The 18342-nt window shown below is 32.9% G+C and carries 16 protein-coding genes and 1 riboswitch; of the genes, 7 read left to right on the plus strand and 9 right to left on the minus strand.

Features of this window, described 5'->3' with window-relative positions:
- Positions 1-249 precede the first annotated feature (249 nt).
- A riboswitch (purine riboswitch) is annotated at positions 250-351 on the plus strand.
- A 277-nt stretch (positions 352-628) separates the two neighbouring features.
- From B6K90_RS08395 to B6K90_RS08420, 6 genes are all read left to right on the plus strand, one after another.
- Complete coding sequence (locus B6K90_RS08395) at positions 629-1861, plus strand: HD domain-containing protein (protein WP_088012282.1); 1233 nt, start codon at positions 629-631, stop codon at positions 1859-1861.
- Positions 1862-1875: 14 nt separating this feature from the next.
- Positions 1876-3132, plus strand: a complete 1257-nt coding sequence (locus B6K90_RS08400) for a cytochrome P450 (RefSeq protein ID WP_088012283.1) — start codon at positions 1876-1878, stop codon at positions 3130-3132.
- 79 nt (positions 3133-3211) lie between these two features.
- Positions 3212-3850: a dienelactone hydrolase family protein gene (locus B6K90_RS08405; RefSeq protein WP_235821752.1), complete on the plus strand. Its 639-nt coding sequence runs from the start codon at positions 3212-3214 to the stop codon at positions 3848-3850.
- The gene (locus B6K90_RS08410) at positions 3847-5043 is read left to right on the plus strand and encodes an MFS transporter (protein ID WP_088012284.1); all 1197 of its coding nucleotides are present in this window, start codon (positions 3847-3849) and stop codon (positions 5041-5043) included. The genes B6K90_RS08405 and B6K90_RS08410 overlap by 4 nt, the downstream gene beginning before the upstream one ends.
- Positions 5009-5440, plus strand: coding sequence for a hypothetical protein (locus B6K90_RS08415; RefSeq protein WP_139840701.1), 432 nt, complete (start codon positions 5009-5011; stop codon positions 5438-5440). The genes B6K90_RS08410 and B6K90_RS08415 overlap by 35 nt, the downstream gene beginning before the upstream one ends.
- 206 nt (positions 5441-5646) lie before the next feature.
- Positions 5647-6111: a hypothetical protein gene (locus B6K90_RS08420; RefSeq protein ID WP_088012286.1), complete on the plus strand. Its 465-nt coding sequence runs from the start codon at positions 5647-5649 to the stop codon at positions 6109-6111.
- 1211 nt (positions 6112-7322) lie between these two features.
- On the opposite strand, the gene modA is transcribed toward B6K90_RS08420, so the two are convergent.
- Positions 7323-8135 carry a molybdate ABC transporter substrate-binding protein gene (modA, locus tag B6K90_RS08425; protein WP_088012287.1) on the minus strand — a complete coding sequence of 271 codons (813 nt, stop codon included), beginning with the start codon at positions 8133-8135 and terminating at the stop codon, positions 7323-7325.
- Between the two features lie 157 nt (positions 8136-8292).
- On the opposite strand from modA, the gene B6K90_RS08430 reads away from it, so the two are divergent.
- The gene (locus tag B6K90_RS08430; protein WP_088012288.1) at positions 8293-9228 is read left to right on the plus strand and encodes a substrate-binding domain-containing protein; all 936 of its coding nucleotides are present in this window, start codon (positions 8293-8295) and stop codon (positions 9226-9228) included.
- Between the two features lie 122 nt (positions 9229-9350).
- On the opposite strand, the gene B6K90_RS08435 is transcribed toward B6K90_RS08430, so the two are convergent.
- From B6K90_RS08435 to B6K90_RS08470, 8 genes are all read right to left on the minus strand, one after another.
- A complete protein-coding gene (locus tag B6K90_RS08435; protein ID WP_167555313.1) occupies positions 9351-9656 on the minus strand; it encodes a LysR family transcriptional regulator in 306 nt (101 codons plus the stop codon).
- Positions 9657-10596: 940 nt separating this feature from the next.
- Entirely contained in the window at positions 10597-11760 is a 1164-nt protein-coding gene (locus B6K90_RS08440) for an ABC transporter permease (protein ID WP_328588133.1), read from the minus strand.
- Entirely contained in the window at positions 11726-12445 is a 720-nt protein-coding gene (locus B6K90_RS08445) for an ABC transporter ATP-binding protein (protein ID WP_088012291.1), read from the minus strand. Before B6K90_RS08445 ends, B6K90_RS08440 begins: the two co-directional genes overlap by 35 nt.
- Complete coding sequence (locus B6K90_RS08450; protein WP_088012292.1) at positions 12445-13686, minus strand: efflux RND transporter periplasmic adaptor subunit; 1242 nt, start codon at positions 13684-13686, stop codon at positions 12445-12447. The genes B6K90_RS08445 and B6K90_RS08450 overlap by 1 nt, the downstream gene beginning before the upstream one ends.
- A 429-nt stretch (positions 13687-14115) precedes the next feature.
- Positions 14116-15588 carry a sodium:solute symporter family protein gene (locus B6K90_RS08455; protein ID WP_088012293.1) on the minus strand — a complete coding sequence of 491 codons (1473 nt, stop codon included), beginning with the start codon at positions 15586-15588 and terminating at the stop codon, positions 14116-14118.
- 1 nt (position 15589) lies between these two features.
- Positions 15590-15784 (minus strand): DUF3311 domain-containing protein, encoded by a 195-nt coding sequence (locus B6K90_RS08460; protein WP_088012294.1) that lies wholly within the window; start codon positions 15782-15784, stop codon positions 15590-15592.
- 110 nt (positions 15785-15894) lie between these two features.
- Positions 15895-17070 carry a M20 family metallopeptidase gene (locus B6K90_RS08465; RefSeq protein WP_088012295.1) on the minus strand — a complete coding sequence of 392 codons (1176 nt, stop codon included), beginning with the start codon at positions 17068-17070 and terminating at the stop codon, positions 15895-15897.
- Entirely contained in the window at positions 17070-18314 is a 1245-nt protein-coding gene (locus B6K90_RS08470; RefSeq protein WP_088012296.1) for a Zn-dependent hydrolase, read from the minus strand. Before B6K90_RS08470 ends, B6K90_RS08465 begins: the two co-directional genes overlap by 1 nt.
- Positions 18315-18342: the final 28 nt, after the last annotated feature.

The raw sequence follows: 18342 nt of genomic DNA on the forward strand, positions 1-18342 counted from the left end.
AATTAATATTTAAAAATTATCTATTATACTATTACACACTAAATTTACTGTCAATATTGAAAATGAATCATCACTGTTCAACTAAAAGTTCAATTTTAACTAGAGCTTTCATTCTATCACTCTAGTTAAATTAACCCAAAAAAACTTCATACTTTATCCTCATAGAGACACGGTTGATATTTAATTTGATTAAATGTAATATATTAATTGATAATCCTGCAGGTTATTATTTCCAATTTTACCATTTTTTACCATAAACATACTATAGCTCGTATATACCCAAAAATATGGTCTGGGTGTCTCTACCTAATTCCCGATAAGAATTAGACTACGAGGTAAATTTTACTTTATTAGTATAAGAAGCTGATTTTAATGAAGGATCACTGTGTGCCTTTGAACATATAATTTACTTTTAAATATTCTATTTATTTTAGATTATTTAAATGTAAGTTTTTCATAGTCCATTTAAAAGACAATAAATGTCTGCCTTTAAAAACTTCAACTTTTTTTGCGAACCAAGATAAAGTAGGACTTATCTCTTAGTAGAGAATACGTCCTACTTTATCTTGGTTTTTTATGTCACTTAAATGTTTTCTTAAATTAAAGTTTATAGAAGGGGTTTATTGATATGTATAAGGCCATGTATCATACTTTTGACCACCTAAGATTAACTGACAATCAAACGCAAGAAGGTAATATTGCGTTCTTACATGACTTTAATGCAGTTTTAGAATCTCCCCACTTAAAAAAATTAGCAAAAAAAACACAGTTAATTCCCAACTCAGAAATATGCCATAATCGTTTATCACATACTGTTGATGTTTGCCATGTTTCAAGTTTAATCGTGGAACATCTTAATAATTGTTTTCGAGAGAATAACATTGCACCTATAAATAAAGATTTAGTAAAGGCTATTAGTCTTGCTCATGATATTGGTCATCCACCATTTGGACATACCGGTGAACGAGCGCTAGATCAATTGATGAAAAAAATGGGTGGATTTGAATCAAATGCACAGAGCGTTAAAATTTTAGTAAACAGTTCGAATGATTATAAATATAGAACCCTCGCAGCTTTAATGAAATACAAAACGAAAATTCCTTTAGTAAGAGAAAAATATAACGGTTTAATCAAAGGGTATTATGGATATATGTCTAATCATTTAGAGCCTATATTATTGAAATACCAAGAAGATGTCATTGAGCAATCTATCGTAGATATAGCAGATACATTATCTTATGCTCTATCAGATCTTAAAGATTTATTACTATTTTATGGAGAAAATAGATTTGCTCAATTACTTAACAGATATTTTACTGAAAATGCAATGCTTGAGGAAACTATGCTTTTCTTCCCTGAAATTAGTAAATCGAAATTACTTTATTTCATTCCAAAAATTATGGAAGAAATTAAAAATAATATACTTGGGGAAATTTTACAAAATTACGGTAAGTTAGTATCGGAACCACTACAATCTATTATTCACGGATTTATAGATACATTAGTGATCAAGATAAACTATGCACAGCCAATGTATAGTACATTGAACCTTTCAATAGAAAATGAATTAAAACTTTTTCTATTAAATCAAATTACGAAGAAATGTTTCTTAGAAAGAAAAGTTAATAGAGAAATAGATAAAAAGATTACTCATAATATACAACTCACCTACGATTATCTTTTTAACTTAAATAGTGAGGATTCTTTGCTAAATGTAGATAAAGAAGTTTTACAAAAATTAATCAATATCTCTAACCATATTGAGCGTTCACGTTTTGTTTGTGACGTAATGTGTCACTTATGCGATATGGAGATTGTGAATTTCGTAAGTAATTACAATAAAAAAATAATTGTAGTTTAACAGGAGGAAATCAAATGAGTATAAATGTAAAACAATCTGTCGAGCAGTTCAGTTTAAATAGTAAAGAGTATTATGAAAACAGATACGAATTATATGAAAGATTAAGAAATGATGCACCTGTTTTTTGGCATGAAGAAATGAATTCCTGGTTTATCACTAGGTATGAGGATGTGTCCAAGAATTTACTTGGAGATAAATTTATTTCAAGTAATGTAATTCCGAATAAAATGAGTAATCTTGCTGAAGGAGAAGATCAACATTTTAAGGATATAATCGATATCATTAAGACTTGGATGGTCTACAATGATCGCCCAGTCCATTCACAATTAAAAGGTTATATGAACAGAGCCTTTTTAGTTAATGAAATCGAACTTATTGCTCCTGAAATTCAGAAAATTGTTTCTACAATTGTAGATAAAGTCCTTGAAAAAAACACTAGTTCATTTGATTTTGTAAAAGAAATCGCACACCCTATTCCTGCGATGGTTCTTTGTAAAATGCTAGGAATTCCTGGTGAAGAAGTTGACAGATTCATTAAGTGGTCTGATGATATCGCATTATTTATGCAGGATTTCGTTGTGTCCCATGTTCCTAGTAAAGAAATTAGTGAACAAGTTAGAGGAAGTGTAAGAGAAATTTGGACATATCTTTCAGATGCGATTGCGGAAAGACGAAAAGAAAAGAAGAATGATTTATTAAGTAGGTTAATCTCTGAGACTCCTGGTGAAGATGGTGAACTTACTGATGATCAATTAATTGCTCAAACAATGCACTTAATATTCGGTGGGCATAAAATTCCTCAATTTGTGTTAAGTAATACATTACATCTTCTATTTAAGAATCAAGATGTTCTAGAAATGCTTAAAAAAGATATGTCCCTTCTTCCAAAAGTATTAGATGAAACAATGAGACTAGAAGGACCAATCCAATATATTGTTAGACATGCTTCAAATGATATTGAATTACATGGACAGCAAATCAAGAAAAATGATTCTGTTTATTTCTTTTTAGCTTCTGCTGGCCGAGATGAGCGAGTATTTCCAAATCCAGACAAAATGGATATAAGTAGAACAGGTTTCCGCCATGTAGCTTTCGGTGGAGGTTATCATACTTGTATAGCTGCAGCTTTTGCTCGTGTAGAGATCATGGAAATTCTTAAAGAAGTAATAACTCGTTTTCCAACGATTGAGTCATTATATGATTTAGAAAATCCAGAGTGGACTACAAACCCTACTTTCACTGGAATGATCCAGATGCAAGTAAAAATCTAATATTAAACGATATTTAGGGTTAAAAGATAGGGATAGAAAATTCTATTCCTATTTTTTCTAAGTTAGAGGTGATTAAAAATTGAATAACTGCGAATTTCATAATACCACCATTTTAGTTGTTCACGAAATTTATGGAATTAACAGTCATATAAAAGATATTTGTAACGATTTAAAAAAGTTAGGTTTTACTGTTGTATGTCCAACTTTATTAGGTAATATAGAGAACTATTGCTATAAAGATGAAAACAAGGCTTATAAGCATTTTGTTCATGAGATTGGGTTCGAGTTAGCTACTGACAAAGTAATAACACTTGCAAAAGAACTTCGAACTAAGTGTGCTAATTTGTATATTTTGGGGTTTAGTGTAGGTGCAACGGTTGCGTGGTTATGCAGTAAATATGACGGGTTATTTGATGGAGTAATTGGATTTTATGGTTCGAGAATTAGGGACTACTTAGAGGTTAGTCCAAAATGTGAGACCTTATTAATTTTCCCAACGAAAGAAAAATCATTTGATCCTGAAAGTGTCGTAATTAAATTGAAAACAAAAGATAGGATTCAAATCATTAAAGTAGAAGGAAGTCATGGTTTTACCGATCAATCAACTTCTTATTATGATCGGTATGCTACTGAGTATTGTTTTCAAAAAATGCTAGATTTTATTATGAAACAACATCATCAAAAATATAATTTTTCCGAAACGGGAGGAATCAAATGACCGATCAAAGATGGATGTCTTTACAGTTTTTTGGGTTTTTCTTCACTTTCGGAATTTTCGTGCCTTATTGGTCTGCTTGGCTAACAACAAGTAAAGGTTTTACAGCTGATGAAGCTGGACTAATCATTGCTTTAGGATTAATTACAAGGTCAATAACTACCTTTTTTATTTTTCCATTTATAAGTAGATACCTAAATTTAGCAAGATTAAATCAAATAGTTTCCTTAATTTCTATTACGCTATTAATCATATTAATACCGTTTAATAGTTTAATTGCTGTAGCTTTCATTACAGTTTTATTAAGCCTAGCTTATCCAATGCCTTTAGCTATGTATGAGGCTATGGCATCTATTCTTATTAGGGAAAGCAAAATAGAGTATGGAAAGAGTAGATCATATGGTTCTATTGGCTATATTATTTCTCTATTATTAACTGGAATACTCATATCTTTAAAAAGTGAAAACGTAGTTATTTACTTTTTGATTATTGGATGTGTTCTACTTTCTTTTATTACATCCATTAACGCTCCTTTACCTTTAAAAATAAAAATAACATCAAAGAAAGTACCATTGTTTAAATTGTTTAAATCAAAAGGATTTTTATTAGTATTAACAATCTGCATCACGCTTCAAGCTGCACATGCAGCATATTATAGTTATGCTGTGCTTTTTTTGAAAAATATTGGGGTAAAAACTAGTTTTACAGGCTTCATCTTAATCATTGCAGTAATATCAGAAATTGCTTTCTTCTATATATCAGACTCTCTATTTAAAAGACGGTCTGTTCCAGTTTTATTAATATTTAGTGTAAGTGCTTCCATATTAAGATGGGTATTGATTTTTTCTTTTAACAACATTTCAGTTTTTGTATTGTCTCAATTTTTACATTCTATTACTTTTGGGCTTACTCAATATGCCTTTGTGAAATATTTAGATGAAAATATTGAAAATAAGTATTTCCCCTTTGCTCATGGAATTTATGCAGCTCTAGGCTTAAGTTTAGGTAGTGGTATTTTAACATTAGTAAGTGGTTACCTCTACTCTATATCTCCATCTTTTGCTTTTTTAGGTATGGCATTAGTCTGTATCCCCTGTTTAGGATTGTGTTACTTTTTGAAATTAACATTAGGGGACAAAAATAACTTAATAGGAGAGATAAGTGAAAATGTTACTAGTAAACGAAAAAGTGTATAGTACAATCAAGTCTGTAAAATCTGATGAAACAATCCGTACAGATGTATTTCAAATGAATGAAGAAAAAGTGATTAAGTTGAAATTTTTGAGTTCAAGTTCTCCTAGAAATCAAGGTATCTGTTTTATATCAGAAAATGGAATAACGATGAACGATGCTGCAAAACAAAAAACAATCATTATATGGAAAAGTGAGATTCTATCAGATCTTATCTTAAAATGCTCTAGTGGCTTTTTAAATGTTTTTAATGTGTGGGAAGAAGAACGAATGGTGGGATTCCATGATTTTCAGTCTGGTATGAGAATCAAAAAAGAAAATGATGAATTGATTTACAGTTGTAATGATGCTTTTGCAAATGGTGATTTTACCTCTTTAGTATTCTCTCTTCAAATAGTATAAAGCTAATTATTTTTCAAAAATTCAATAGATAAAACAAAAAGCAGAGTTGAATTTTTTTAACTCTGCTACTTTTTACTAAAAAATCTTATAATATATTTCCCCTTATCCAATCCTTTCCTCGTGTCTATTTTTGGAAAGAATAGGAAAAACTATATTTAGATTCGATATAGTAAACTTTTGTTCAAACTAGAAAGCAGGTATAAAACATGACTGAAGATTTTTTTGCTGATTATGAAAAGTTTGTTGTTCCACCTATATATCAATATAAAGTTGAAAAACAAAATTTTAATCCTAAAGACTACGCTTCGTATTACATCTTAACAGTCTCATTATATGACTCTCTTATATCAAATTGGAACGATGCTGCTAAATATAAAATTGACGTCCTTAGCTGTATAGATTACGTATTAAATGATTTTAATGAAAAAAAAGAGGGGAAATATCATCTTCAATTACTTGAATTCGAGAGTGATAAATCATATTTTGTCATAGCCTTGTCTATAAAAAATAAAATTGAAAAAGAAAAAATCAATGGAATTATATCAAAGTATATTGAACAACTAGTATCAAACTCCTTTTACATTGGACAGAGCTGGTACTGGCTAATTGGTCAAAAAGGGAAAAGAGACCGAAAACTCTTCAATATATCAATAAAGGAATACACGCACTAGACTTATAATGATTCGGCATATATTTTTCTCTTTCTTATACATGGATCTTAATTGTTCCTTGCCAATAAGAAATTCCCTCCTTTCTAAAATTTCTCCTTCAATCACTTACAACAAATCTACGAAATTGTTCTTTATTTAGAACAGATGAATCTCTATATTTTTTAATGTTTAATATTTTATAATCTTCTGTAGCTAATACTTAACAAAATGGAGCCGATTAAATAATCGGCTCCATTTCATGCTGTTGAAAAAGAACTTTGTCAATTAGGGTGGAATTTTATCACTGATAAATAAGTTGTGATCTTGATTTCCACTACAGTGTGCTCGCTTTCCATGGGGCGAGACCTGAGCCTCCTCGGCATTCGCCTGTGGGGTCTCAGCCTTCCCGCTAATCCCATAGGAGTCGAGCACCCTTTCGTTCCAATCATCTTCTTAATATAAAAGAGTAATCTTAAAAACAATAGAATAGTCTATTAAACGAAAAAATTTCTAATTATTAATCCAATTATGAGTGTTAGATAATCTAAGACTTATCAATCATTATAAATATTGAGCCTCAAAAAAGATATTTGTCATAATAATAACGTTAATTATGTTGAATTTTTGCAAGTTAGTTAAATAAATATTAAATCAATTGTCTTTCAATAAAAGACAATTAAAAGATCATATTTAAAAATATTCAAATTTCATTGATTATCATTAAGTACTCGTATTTTTTATATTGACTACAATATATTCCATGGGGCGAGATTCTTTAGCCTCCTCGGCATGCACCTGGGGGGTCTTTAGCCTTCCCGCTAATCCCATAGGAACCTGGCACCCTTTCGTTCCAATCAACTTCTTAATAAAAAAGAATAATCTAAATGAATTTCGCTTTATTAATCTAATTGTAAGAGATAGATAATCAACGTCTTACACATCATTATAAATATTGAGCCTTAAAAAAGAGCTTTTTCATAATAATAACGGTTAATTATGTTGAATTTTAGCAAGCTTTTTTTAAAAATATATATTATCAATCAATTATCTCTCAATAAGAGACGATTAAAAGATTTTATTTACAAATATTGCAAATTTCATTAAATGTTCGTATTTTTTATATTGACTACAATATATTTCAACACTCTGAAATGGAGCAGATTAAATAATCGGCTCCATTTTGATTTTTAATACTCTAAAAAATATATAAAACATAAGTCAGTTATTTAAAATTAATTTAGTCCCTTAAACCCATACTTCTCTAATATCTTCATTGACTCATCATTTTGAAGATATTCATAGAATTGTTTAGCTTCTTTAGGTTGCTTGCTATTCTTTATCACGCCTAACGGATAAAGAATAGGTTCATGTGTATTTTCAGCTGCTGTTGCTACAATCTTAACTTTTGTAGATGCTAGTGCATCTGTTTTATAAACAATGCCTGCGTCCACATTATTTGTCTCTACATAAGAAAGTACTTGTCTTACATCCTTACCATATACTACTTTTCCTTCAATAGCCTTCCAAACATTTAAATTTTCCAATGTTTCTTTACCATATTGTCCTGCTGGTACCGCTTCTGGTGTACCGATTGAAATTTTATCTGCGTTCTTAAGATCTTCAAAAGATTTAATTTCTTTTTTTGTATCTTTTGGTACAACTAATACCAGTTCATTCCCAACTACATCTTTACCTTGGCTCTTATCAATTAGACCATCTTGTACTAAATTATTAAATTTGTCCACTGCAGCCGAGAAGAAAAGATCGACCGGTGCTCCTTGAGAAATTTGTTGTTGTAATGCTCCCGATGCTCCAAAATTATATTTTATCTTCACATTAGGATTAGCCTTTTCAAAGTTTGCTTTAATATCATTTAGTGCATCCTGTAAACTAGCTGCTGCTGAGATCGTCAATTCCATATTCTTTTGAGAAGCTTCTTGTTTCTGTCCTGCTGGCTTTGTAGCTTGTTCATTTGTTGAACAACCAGATACAGCTAGTCCTAATAACATCATCATCGATAAAAATAAAGAATAAAGTTTTTTCATTACTCATCTGCCTTCCTTTTTAAAATATAACTAATTATATCTAATTATATTTAGTTATAACTAAATAAGAAATAACACTTTAAAATTTTCGTTAAATTTATTAGGAATATACTTTTAAAAGGCACCTGCGTTAAAATATAAAATGGAGGGATTTTAAATGACGATGGAACTTTCCTATACAATCGAAGAAGTGTCACAGTTTTTAAAAGTATCGAAATTAACCATTTATGATCTAGTAAAAAAAGGTGAATTACCTGTATTCCGAGTAGGAAGACAAATGAGAATAGCTGCAAATGACTTAGATAATTACATAAACAATCATAAAACGAATCAGAATACTATATTGCCTGTCTCTGTATTAAATCCCCACAGAAGTGAACCAAAAGAATCTAATCATGTTGTTATTAGTGGACAGGATTTAGTTTTAGATATGCTCGGAAAACAGATTGAGAAAAATTCTTCTTTTAAATCATTAAGATCTTTTACTGGGAGCTTAAACAGCCTTATTTCTATGTATAATGGAGAATGTGATATCGTTAGCCTACATCTATTTGATGGAGATACAGGTGAGTACAATCTACCATATTTAAAAAAAATTTTAGTAGGCCATCCTTTTATTTTAGTCAATCTTCTATCTAGGAAAGCAGGTTTATATGTAAAAAAAGGTAATCCTTTAAATATTACCTCTTGGAAAGATTTAAATCGTGAAGATATTAAGATTGTAAATAGAGAGAAAGGATCGGGTGCACGGATTCTTCTTGATGAACAACTTCGCATTAACGAAATTTCTTCTAAAAAGATTACCGGTTATGAGCATGAAAAGAGCAATCATTTAAGCGTGGCCTCCGCTGTCTCTACCGGGGTAGCAGATGCTGGAGTCGGAATTGAAAAAGCTGCTAAAATTGTAGGAATTGACTTCATTCCACTAATAACAGAACAATATGACCTTGTTATCCTAAAAAAACCTGAAAACGAGTATCTTATAAGTATTGTAAAAAAAATTTTATCGTCGAATCAGTTTCAGTCAGAGATTGATTCTTTAGGAGATTATGATACTTCTCGAACGGGAAAAATTATATATGAGACAATTTAAAAGAAGGCTACTAAATTTGTAGCCTTCTCTTTTTCCATTTTAAAGACATAGTAAGGATCAAACTAAAAGACCAAATCAATTATGATTTGGTCCCATATTTTAAAATACTTTTCTATAAAGAGTTAGAACATGCTCACATCATACATTGTATTTACAGAAGAATTTTTATGTAATGATTTAATTTCTTCCTCAATTTCCCGACATTTCATTACGATTTCCTTAACAAGTGAAATAATTTGTAAACATTCAAACGAAGGCACCACTTTAGATTCGTCGTCACACTCAATTAGCTTTATGCCAAATTCAATTTCTAAACTGTTGATTGATTCTTTCATGCCAGATTCTGTAACTAAAAGCTTCTGTGCTGCAACCGTAAAGGAACCACCTTCTATAACTTCACAAAGATGACTTAATTGTTCAATATTCATAAAGCGCCCCTCCCATACTCTACGATGTTCCCATTCCTGTTTTAGTTTTATTATATTGAGTGTTGATGTGATTTTAATTTTGAAAAAAAGTATCAACATTGGTTTTTCTGATTATGTTTTGATTTTTCACTGATTAAATCGTTTATAGTTGCGTATGTTATCTCCTTCCTAAAACCAACTGAACAAATTCAAATGATTCCAACTCCAATAAAAAAACATTCTACAATTAAAACTGATTTCCCTTTGATTTAAACTTGGGTTATTTTTGCCTTGATTTTATTGGATTTCTTGGTCGGTGAGGATAATTTCAGAGAAAATATATGTTAAATAAGCCCAATTTTATGTTTATCGATTGTACAAATAATACTTAATTAGAAAAAACCACCAATAATTGGTGGTTTTAAATAGTTTTGATGAAGATTCTACTTTTCTTAACTTAATAACAGACACTTATTCTCATCTCTAAGTGGACCCCTTAGCTCCCTTAACTGATAAAACTATTGAAAACAGAGGTAACCTTATGAGTAGGTGAGTCACCTAGCAGTACAAGTTGTAGGTTTAGGATCTCTAAGTTATAAAGTCTGGTACAATTAAATGTTAAATTTCTTATATCCTAGCAAAATCATTTCTACTTTTTTTTATCTTATTTTTTGGTTATCAATTTTTAAAAGGTTCAATAACCCTCCTAAAACTTCTGTATTGGTTAATCTTTGGCATATACTTTACATGTCTAATTAATTTAACTTTTTCCAAAAGTTTTGACGAGTTCAGTGATAGGGTACTAACTTCATAGATTCATAAATATGTTTACACAAAAAATAGTCATTTATAAACTATAAACGTTAATATGATTATTTAATATGATACCTGATTACTCTGTAAGTCCAAATAGAGGCTGCCCCTTAAAAGTTTTACCTTTGGGACAACTATTATGTTTTTTCTATTCATATCGAAGAGCTTGTATTGGATCAAGCTTAGATGCTTTATTCGCTGGAAAAACACCGAATATTACGCCAACTAATAAAGAGAATACGAATGATAAAAGCATAACCGGAATGGAATATGCAATTGCAGTTCCTGTTGTTATAGTGAATATTTGAGCACTTATTAAGCCAATTACAACGCCTATAATTCCCCCAAGCGAACTTAATACCATTGATTCAATGAGGAATTGAAGTAGAATACTTCCACGCTTTGCTCCAATTGCTTTTCTTATACCGATTTCCTTTGTACGCTCTGAAACCGATACAAGCATAATATTCATAATACCGATACCGCCAACAATAAGTGAGATTGCAGCACTTCCGCCTAGCATTAATGTCATCGTTTCATTAACAGATGAAGCGGTTTTCATTAAATCTTCTGGACTAGAAACACTATAACTATCTTGATCACCAATAATCGTAAACATCTTTTGTTCGATCCTACGTAATGTAAAGTTAACCATATTTTCATTTTCAACTTTTACATAAACTGACCCCACAGTGGTAGTAGAGGCTAAGCGTTGTGCTGTGCTAAGTGGAACAATGATTGTACTGTCCCCACTTGAGCCTAACGAACTACCGACTGATTCAAGTACCCCAACAACTCTAAATGACGTTCCATTCACTTGAACAGATTGACCAACTGGATTTCCAAAGCCGAATAATGTTTGTGCAGTGCTTGAACCAAGTACCGCAATTTTTGAGTGATTATCATTATCCAAGTCTGCGATAAATCGTCCTGATTGCAGTTCCAAATCACGAACTTTTAAATAAGAAGATGTTGTTCCTGTCACTGACACTTGTGCATTTGTTTGTCCATTTTTTACAGTCACTCTTCCAGAAACAGTCGGAGCAATTACATCTACTCCTTCAACATCTTTAAGTTGATTAGCATCAGCTTCTTTAAATGTAACATCTGAACCAGTAACACTCACAGTTAATACATTTGTACCTAGACTTCCAATCTGATCTTGCACTTCTTTCGTTGATCCTTGACCGATCGCAACCATAACAATAACGGAGGATACACCGATAATAATACCTAGCATCGTCAGGAACGCTCTTACTTTATTTCCTTTAATGCTCTTAAGCGCCATTCTCAGTGTCTGCAAACCATTCACCTCCATCCTCGTATAACTGACCATCGTGAATTCGTACGATACGATTTGCATTTTTAGCTACTTCTAAATCATGTGTAATTAGAATAATCGTATGCCCTTGCTCATTTAACAAATTCATAATCTCCAAAATTTCCTTACTTGTTTTACTATCGAGAGCACCAGTCGGTTCATCTGCAAGTAGAATTGGTGGGCTTCCAGCGAGGGCACGTGCAATCGCGACACGTTGTTGCTGACCCCCTGATAATTGAGTTGGTAAATGATTCGCTCGATCTACCAATCCTACTTTTTTTAACGCCGAAAGAGCAATTTCTCTTCGTTCACCTGTTTTCATTCCTCTATAAATGAGTGGAAGCTCTACGTTTTCTACCGCAGTTAGCTTAGGTATAAGATTAAAGTTTTGAAAAATAAACCCAATTTTTTCATTTCGTATAGTCGCTAATTGTGAACTCTTCATTTCCCCTACATCTTCACTATCAATCAAATATCTCCCAGAGTCAGGTCGATCTAAGCATCCAATCATATTCATAAATGTTGATTTTCCAGAACCTGACGGACCTATGATTGAAATAAAATCACCCTTTTGGATATCGAGAGATACACTTTGAAGAGCCATTACCGTTTCTCCACCAAGCTCATACATTTTCGTCATGTTTTTTATTTGAATAATCGGCTCAAAGTTAGTCATTATTTCCCTCCTAGTCCGCCACCTGATTGAGTTCTACCACCGAAGTTTCCTCCACTACGGTTAAATCCTCCACCTTGGAATTCTCCACCTGGGAATCCACCACTTTGCATCATAAATCCACCAGAATTACTTCTAGATTTAACGCTCGGTATTTCAATAGACTCTCCTTCACTTAATCCACTTGTAATTTCTACACTCGTATCATTTGAGATACCAGTTTGTACTGTAACTTTCTTAGTTGATTCTAAAGAACCATCTGTAGATGTAGGAACTAGTACATATTTTTCATTTCCATTTTTATATACTGCTTCTACTGGAACATAAAGCGCGTCTGCTTTACTTTGTATTAAAATACTTGCTTCTGTTGACATACCAATTTTCAGACTTTTTGGATCATTAATTTTTACGGTTACATCAAATGTTGAAACGCCATTTGTCGATGTACCTTCATTTGATACTTTTGTTACTTTCCCATCAAATGATTGACCTTCAAAGGCACTTGCTGATATTTTTACTGACTGTCCAACCTTTACTTTTGGAATATCTAATTCATCAACACTGATTGTTGTTTCCAAAGAACTGTAATTTGTTATATGAGCAACAGTCGCTGAGCTTTGCACAGAATCTCCACTTTCAACAGAAAGAGTTGTAATTGTCCCAGATACTGGTGCCTGTAAAATACTACCATCTGTAAACTTTACAAGTGTTGCACCTGCTTTTACAACAGAACCTTCCTTAACATATACAGTATCTGCTATTAAACTGCTACCTCCTGTATTTCCACTAACTGAACTATCTGAGGAGCTGCCTGTATCTTCTCTTGTAATAGGTGATGTTACTCCATCTTCATCTTCTATACGAAGTAGTACTTTCCCTTGTGAAGCTCCGCTACCGCTTGTCACCTTAACCGATGTGATTTCTCCATCAAATGGAGCTTTAACAACATCACCATTCTCAAATGTTACAAGCGTGTCACCTTTATCTACTGATTCACCAGATGAAACACTTACACTATCCACAACAAGAATTGTATTTGCCGCAGTAACATCTTCGTCAGTATTTGCTGTTACCGAACCCGATCCGCTAACAGCTACTTCTAACTTTCCTTTTTGTGCCGTAATTGTTTGTGCTGTAGCCATCACATTCTGGGCTTGATTTGCTTGACTCTTACTATATATAAACCAACCACTTCCTCCACCTACAGCAACAACAATAACTGAAATAATAACCCACTTTTTCAATTTTCTTTTCTCCTCTCCATTATCTTGATTCACATGGTATTTGCTGAAATGAATAATATCCTTAAAGCCACTGATAGTATCCTAATAATCTCATTTCTGAAAAATCAATGCCTGTCCTTCGTTTATACACAAACTCACTCTAATAATGATCGTTTTTAAGTAAATTGTATTAGAGCTTGTTTTATTTTTTTTACGCCTCCTAATTTCTTTTGATAAGGTCATTTTGAATTGTATACCTTAAATTTTCCTTAATATAAATCCAAGATTTTTAATAAGAAGAGAACTTATGTCAATATTGGTAGCATTTAAAACTCTTAACATTTGAACGTAAAAAAATAATCCCCTTCTAAATTTCTAGAAGGGGATTTTCTTTACTTATCACTAATAAAATAGGTGTTCTATGGATCTTTGTTACAAAGTATTTCTTATTTAAGCTACAATTTCTTTTTTGCTTTGAACCGCTATATTTTTAGTAAGTAAGCTTACAACGACTAAAAATACAAGATTTACAACTAAGCCAATAACACCGATATTCAAATCTTTAATATATTGAGGTAGTGCTGGGAATAATGATCCGATTGTTGTATTACTTATAGTTACATAAGTAACTGTAGCAACTCCAGTAAAAATACCAGCGAACGCACCTTGTTTCGTTACAAAGTTCTTTTTCATTAAACTAAAGACAAGAGTTGGGAACAATTGAGTAACTAGACTGTATCCCATTAAAAGAAGAGTTACTAATGTAGTTCCGCCATTAAACGTGAAATAAACTGCGAATAAAGCCACCACAGGAACAAGGTATTTAGCTAAAGTAGCAACTTGCTTTTCTGTAGCAGAAGGTACAAATACTTTATAAATATTTTTTGATATTAACGTAGCAGATGCCATTAGAATCATCGAGCCTGGTACGATTGCCGTTAATACCCCTGCTCCACCAATAATTCCAACAAACCACGGGTTAAAAGATTGTTTACTTAATTTTAATAAAGACAAATCGGCATCCGGACCTTGTAGTCCAGGAACTTGAAGAATTGCTGCAAATCCAACGAAAAACACAAAAAGCAACACAAGTTGGTATAAAGGCATGATAATCGCATTTTTACGAAATACATTTTCACTTTTAGCTGAATAAATAGAGCCAAACGTATGCGGCCACATATAAAAACCTAAGGCAGTTAAAAGAACAGTAGAATTAAACCAAGATACACTTAACCCCTCTTTTGGAAGACTTAGAAAACCTGGCTTTGCTTTATCAACAGCTTCAAACATTTCCTGGAATCCACCATAATAATGAAAAGGAAGATAGATTCCTAGAAAAAGAACAACACCAAGAATCATAATATCCTTTAATGCTGCAGTCCATGCAGATCCATGGATACCAGATATCATTACATAAATAGTCACTGAAATTGCACCTATCCAAATAGCAAATGTTGGTGAAATCATTCCATAAGAAGCCTCCGAAACAATGCTTCCCAATCCTTTTAATTGTAGAACTAAGTAAGGAATTACAGCAGATACACCAACAAGTGAAACTAAAACACCAAGGGCTTTACTTTTGTATTTACTTGCAAAAAAGTCCGGTTGGGACATTAAATTATTTTCTTTAGCATATTTCCAAATCTTTGGAAGTAACCAATAAGACATAATATAAGCAAGTGCACCGTAAGCAGTGATATAGTATGTTGGTCCTCCTTTTCCATAAGCCCAACCACTTCCACCTAGAAAAGTAAAAGTAGTATAGATTTCACCAGCCATTAAAAGAAAGACAAAAATAGTACCAAATCCTCTTCCTCCAACACTCCATTGCTCAAGATTCATGTCTTTTCCTTTTCTAGCTTGTACACCTAAAAAAATCGATATTGCAAGAAAGAGAAAAATAATAATTAATGCACTATTCATTTTATCTGTCCCCCTTATTCGCCGAATCTAATTTGAAGATAATCCACATAATTGGTGTTGAAAAAACGGTCCATAGCACTACCCAAAAAAGGAGAAAAGGCATTCCTAATACAAATGGTTCCACGTGGTTTGCCCAAGATGAAAAGCCTAGAATAGCAATAAACGGAATAAGTGCTAATAAATGATAGATTTTCAAAAATTGTTCCCCACTTTCAATTTAATTTACATAAGTTTAAATATTCAGAAAATATAAGTTTAGATTAAGTAGATCCTTGAAAAATAAGGGTCTACTTAACCATTAGTCTATTAATCTAAAAGCTTAAATGCGGCATGAACAAACAAGTTTACACCAATTTCCAAAGCGTCCTCATCTATTGTAAAACGAGCATGATGATGCGGATAAGTAATATCCTTTTCTTTATTTCCTGCTCCCACATAGAAGAAAGTGCCTGGTGCCTTTTGTTGGAAAGCCGAGAAATCTTCACCGCCCATGTTTGGTTTCATAAGGTCGAGAGTCTTTTCATCAAACACTTCTAGAATGGTTTCTTCAATAGCCTTCGTAATATGCTCATCGTTGATAACAGGGCGATACCCAAACTCATAATTAAATTTGTACCTTGCACCATGAGCCTCAGTTATTCCTTTTATAACTCGTTCCATAAGTTCAGGAACCGATTTCCTAAGGTTTGCGTTGAAACTACGAACGGTTCCACAAATTTCAACTGAACCTGGAATTACGTTATGAGTTGTACCTCCAATAAACTTGGTAACAGAAACTACTAGATTATCAAGCGGATCAGTATTTCTAGAAACGATATGTTGAAGATTCGTTACAACTTGGGAAGCGATAGCAATCGAATCGATCGTGTCATGAGGAAGTGCTGCATGTCCACCCCTACCTTCAACAGTAATATAGAAAGTATCTGGAGCAGCCATCATCGGTCCATAAACTACACCTACTGTACCTAGTTTCATAGGAGCCCAAAGATGAGCACCAATTACCATGTCTACTCCATCCATTACTCCTGCTTGTACCATTTCTTCTGCACCACCAGGATACAACTCTTCGGCGTGTTGAAACAAAAAGCGTACTTCACCTTTGATCTTATCTTTTAAACTAGTTAGAATTTTTGCTGTGCCTAGAAGCATTGCTGTATGACCATCGTGCCCACAAGCATGCATCACACCTGGATTTGTAGAAGCAAATTCAAAAGTGTTTTCTTCTTCGATCGGTAATGCGTCCATATCCGCACGAAATGCTAGTACCTTGCCGGGCTCGGAACCAATCAGACGAGCCATAACACTCGTCTTTGTTGGACGAGATATCTCTAAATTCCCGAAAGATTGAAGTGTATCATAAACATATTGAGCTGTTTTTTCTTCATGAAAAGATAACTCCGGATACTGATGGAAATGCCTTCTCCACTTAATTACTTCTTCTTTTGTTTGTTCTACTAAACTACTTAATGATAATGTTTGCATTATTGTATCCCCCTCTTTTCATTATTAGCTAACTGAAATACAGTTTGATAAAGTACATTAGCACCGTCTTTACAATCTTCCTTTGAACTCCATTCGGCTGGATTATGGCTTATTCCATCTTTTGAACGGATAAAAAGCATCCCTATTGGACATAGACTTGTAAGCTGCATGCAATCATGCCCAGCTCCACTTGGAAGAAAAAATGGTTCCACACCAATCGTTTCACAAGCTAATTTTGCAATATCTTGAATTTGATTAGAGCATAATGAAGGTGCAATACGTTGCAACACTTCAACTTGCAATCTTACACCACGTTGTTCACATAAAATTTTAGACCCTTCCAAAATTCGGTTTTCCACTTCATCACGAATTGCTTCATTTACATCGCGAAGATCCAAGGTAAATTCAACCTTCCCAGGAATTATATTGATTCCTCCAGGAAACAGCTGCAATTGACCAACTGTTCCAACTGTTGAACCAGTCTTTGCTGATTCAGTTTCAATTAGTTGAACAATCTGGGAAGCAGCAACTAAAGCATCGTTACGATCGTTCATTGGAGTTGTCCCCGCATGCCCTGCATTACCTTCAATTATGAATTTAAGCCATAATGGGCCAGCTATTCCTGTAACAACACCAACTGATAAATTATTGTTCTCAAGCACCTTACCTTGTTCAATATGTAATTCTACATAGGCTTTTACTGATCCAATTTGTCTGACTGATTGATCAATTGATAATGGATCATACCCTGCCTCGCTCATCGCCTCCGCTACAGTAATCCCTTGTTGATCCTTATTTTGAAGTTCTTCCAAGTTGAGTGTTCCAGCAATTCCCCGACTCCCAATCATTCCGAAGCTAAATCTTGCTCCTTCTTCATCTGTAAATACAATAACTTCAATTGGATGCACTGTTGAGATTCCCTGTTCATTCATCGTCTGTAGGATTTCAATTCCAGAGAGAACGCCAAGTGGACCGTCAAAATTTCCTCCGTTATATACAGAATCAATGTGTGAGCCTACAAGTACAACTGGTGCATTTTGTTTAGTCCCTTCTTTACGTCCAACTAGATTTCCAACTGTATCTTCGTAAACTTTTAATCCTGCTTCAATCATATAGGAAGTAACTAGTTCTTTAGCTTTTCTCTCATTTTCAGTAAAAGACAAACGAGTAATTCCTCCAGACTCTTGTTTACCTATCGACCCTAATTCCATTAGGCGATTCCACAATCTATCCTGATTAATCATGTTTCCTCCCAATATTAAATTTTATTTT

The sequence above is a fragment of the Gottfriedia acidiceleris genome (genome assembly GCF_002128425.1).
Lineage (GTDB): Bacteria > Bacillota > Bacilli > Bacillales > Bacillaceae_G > Gottfriedia > Gottfriedia acidiceleris.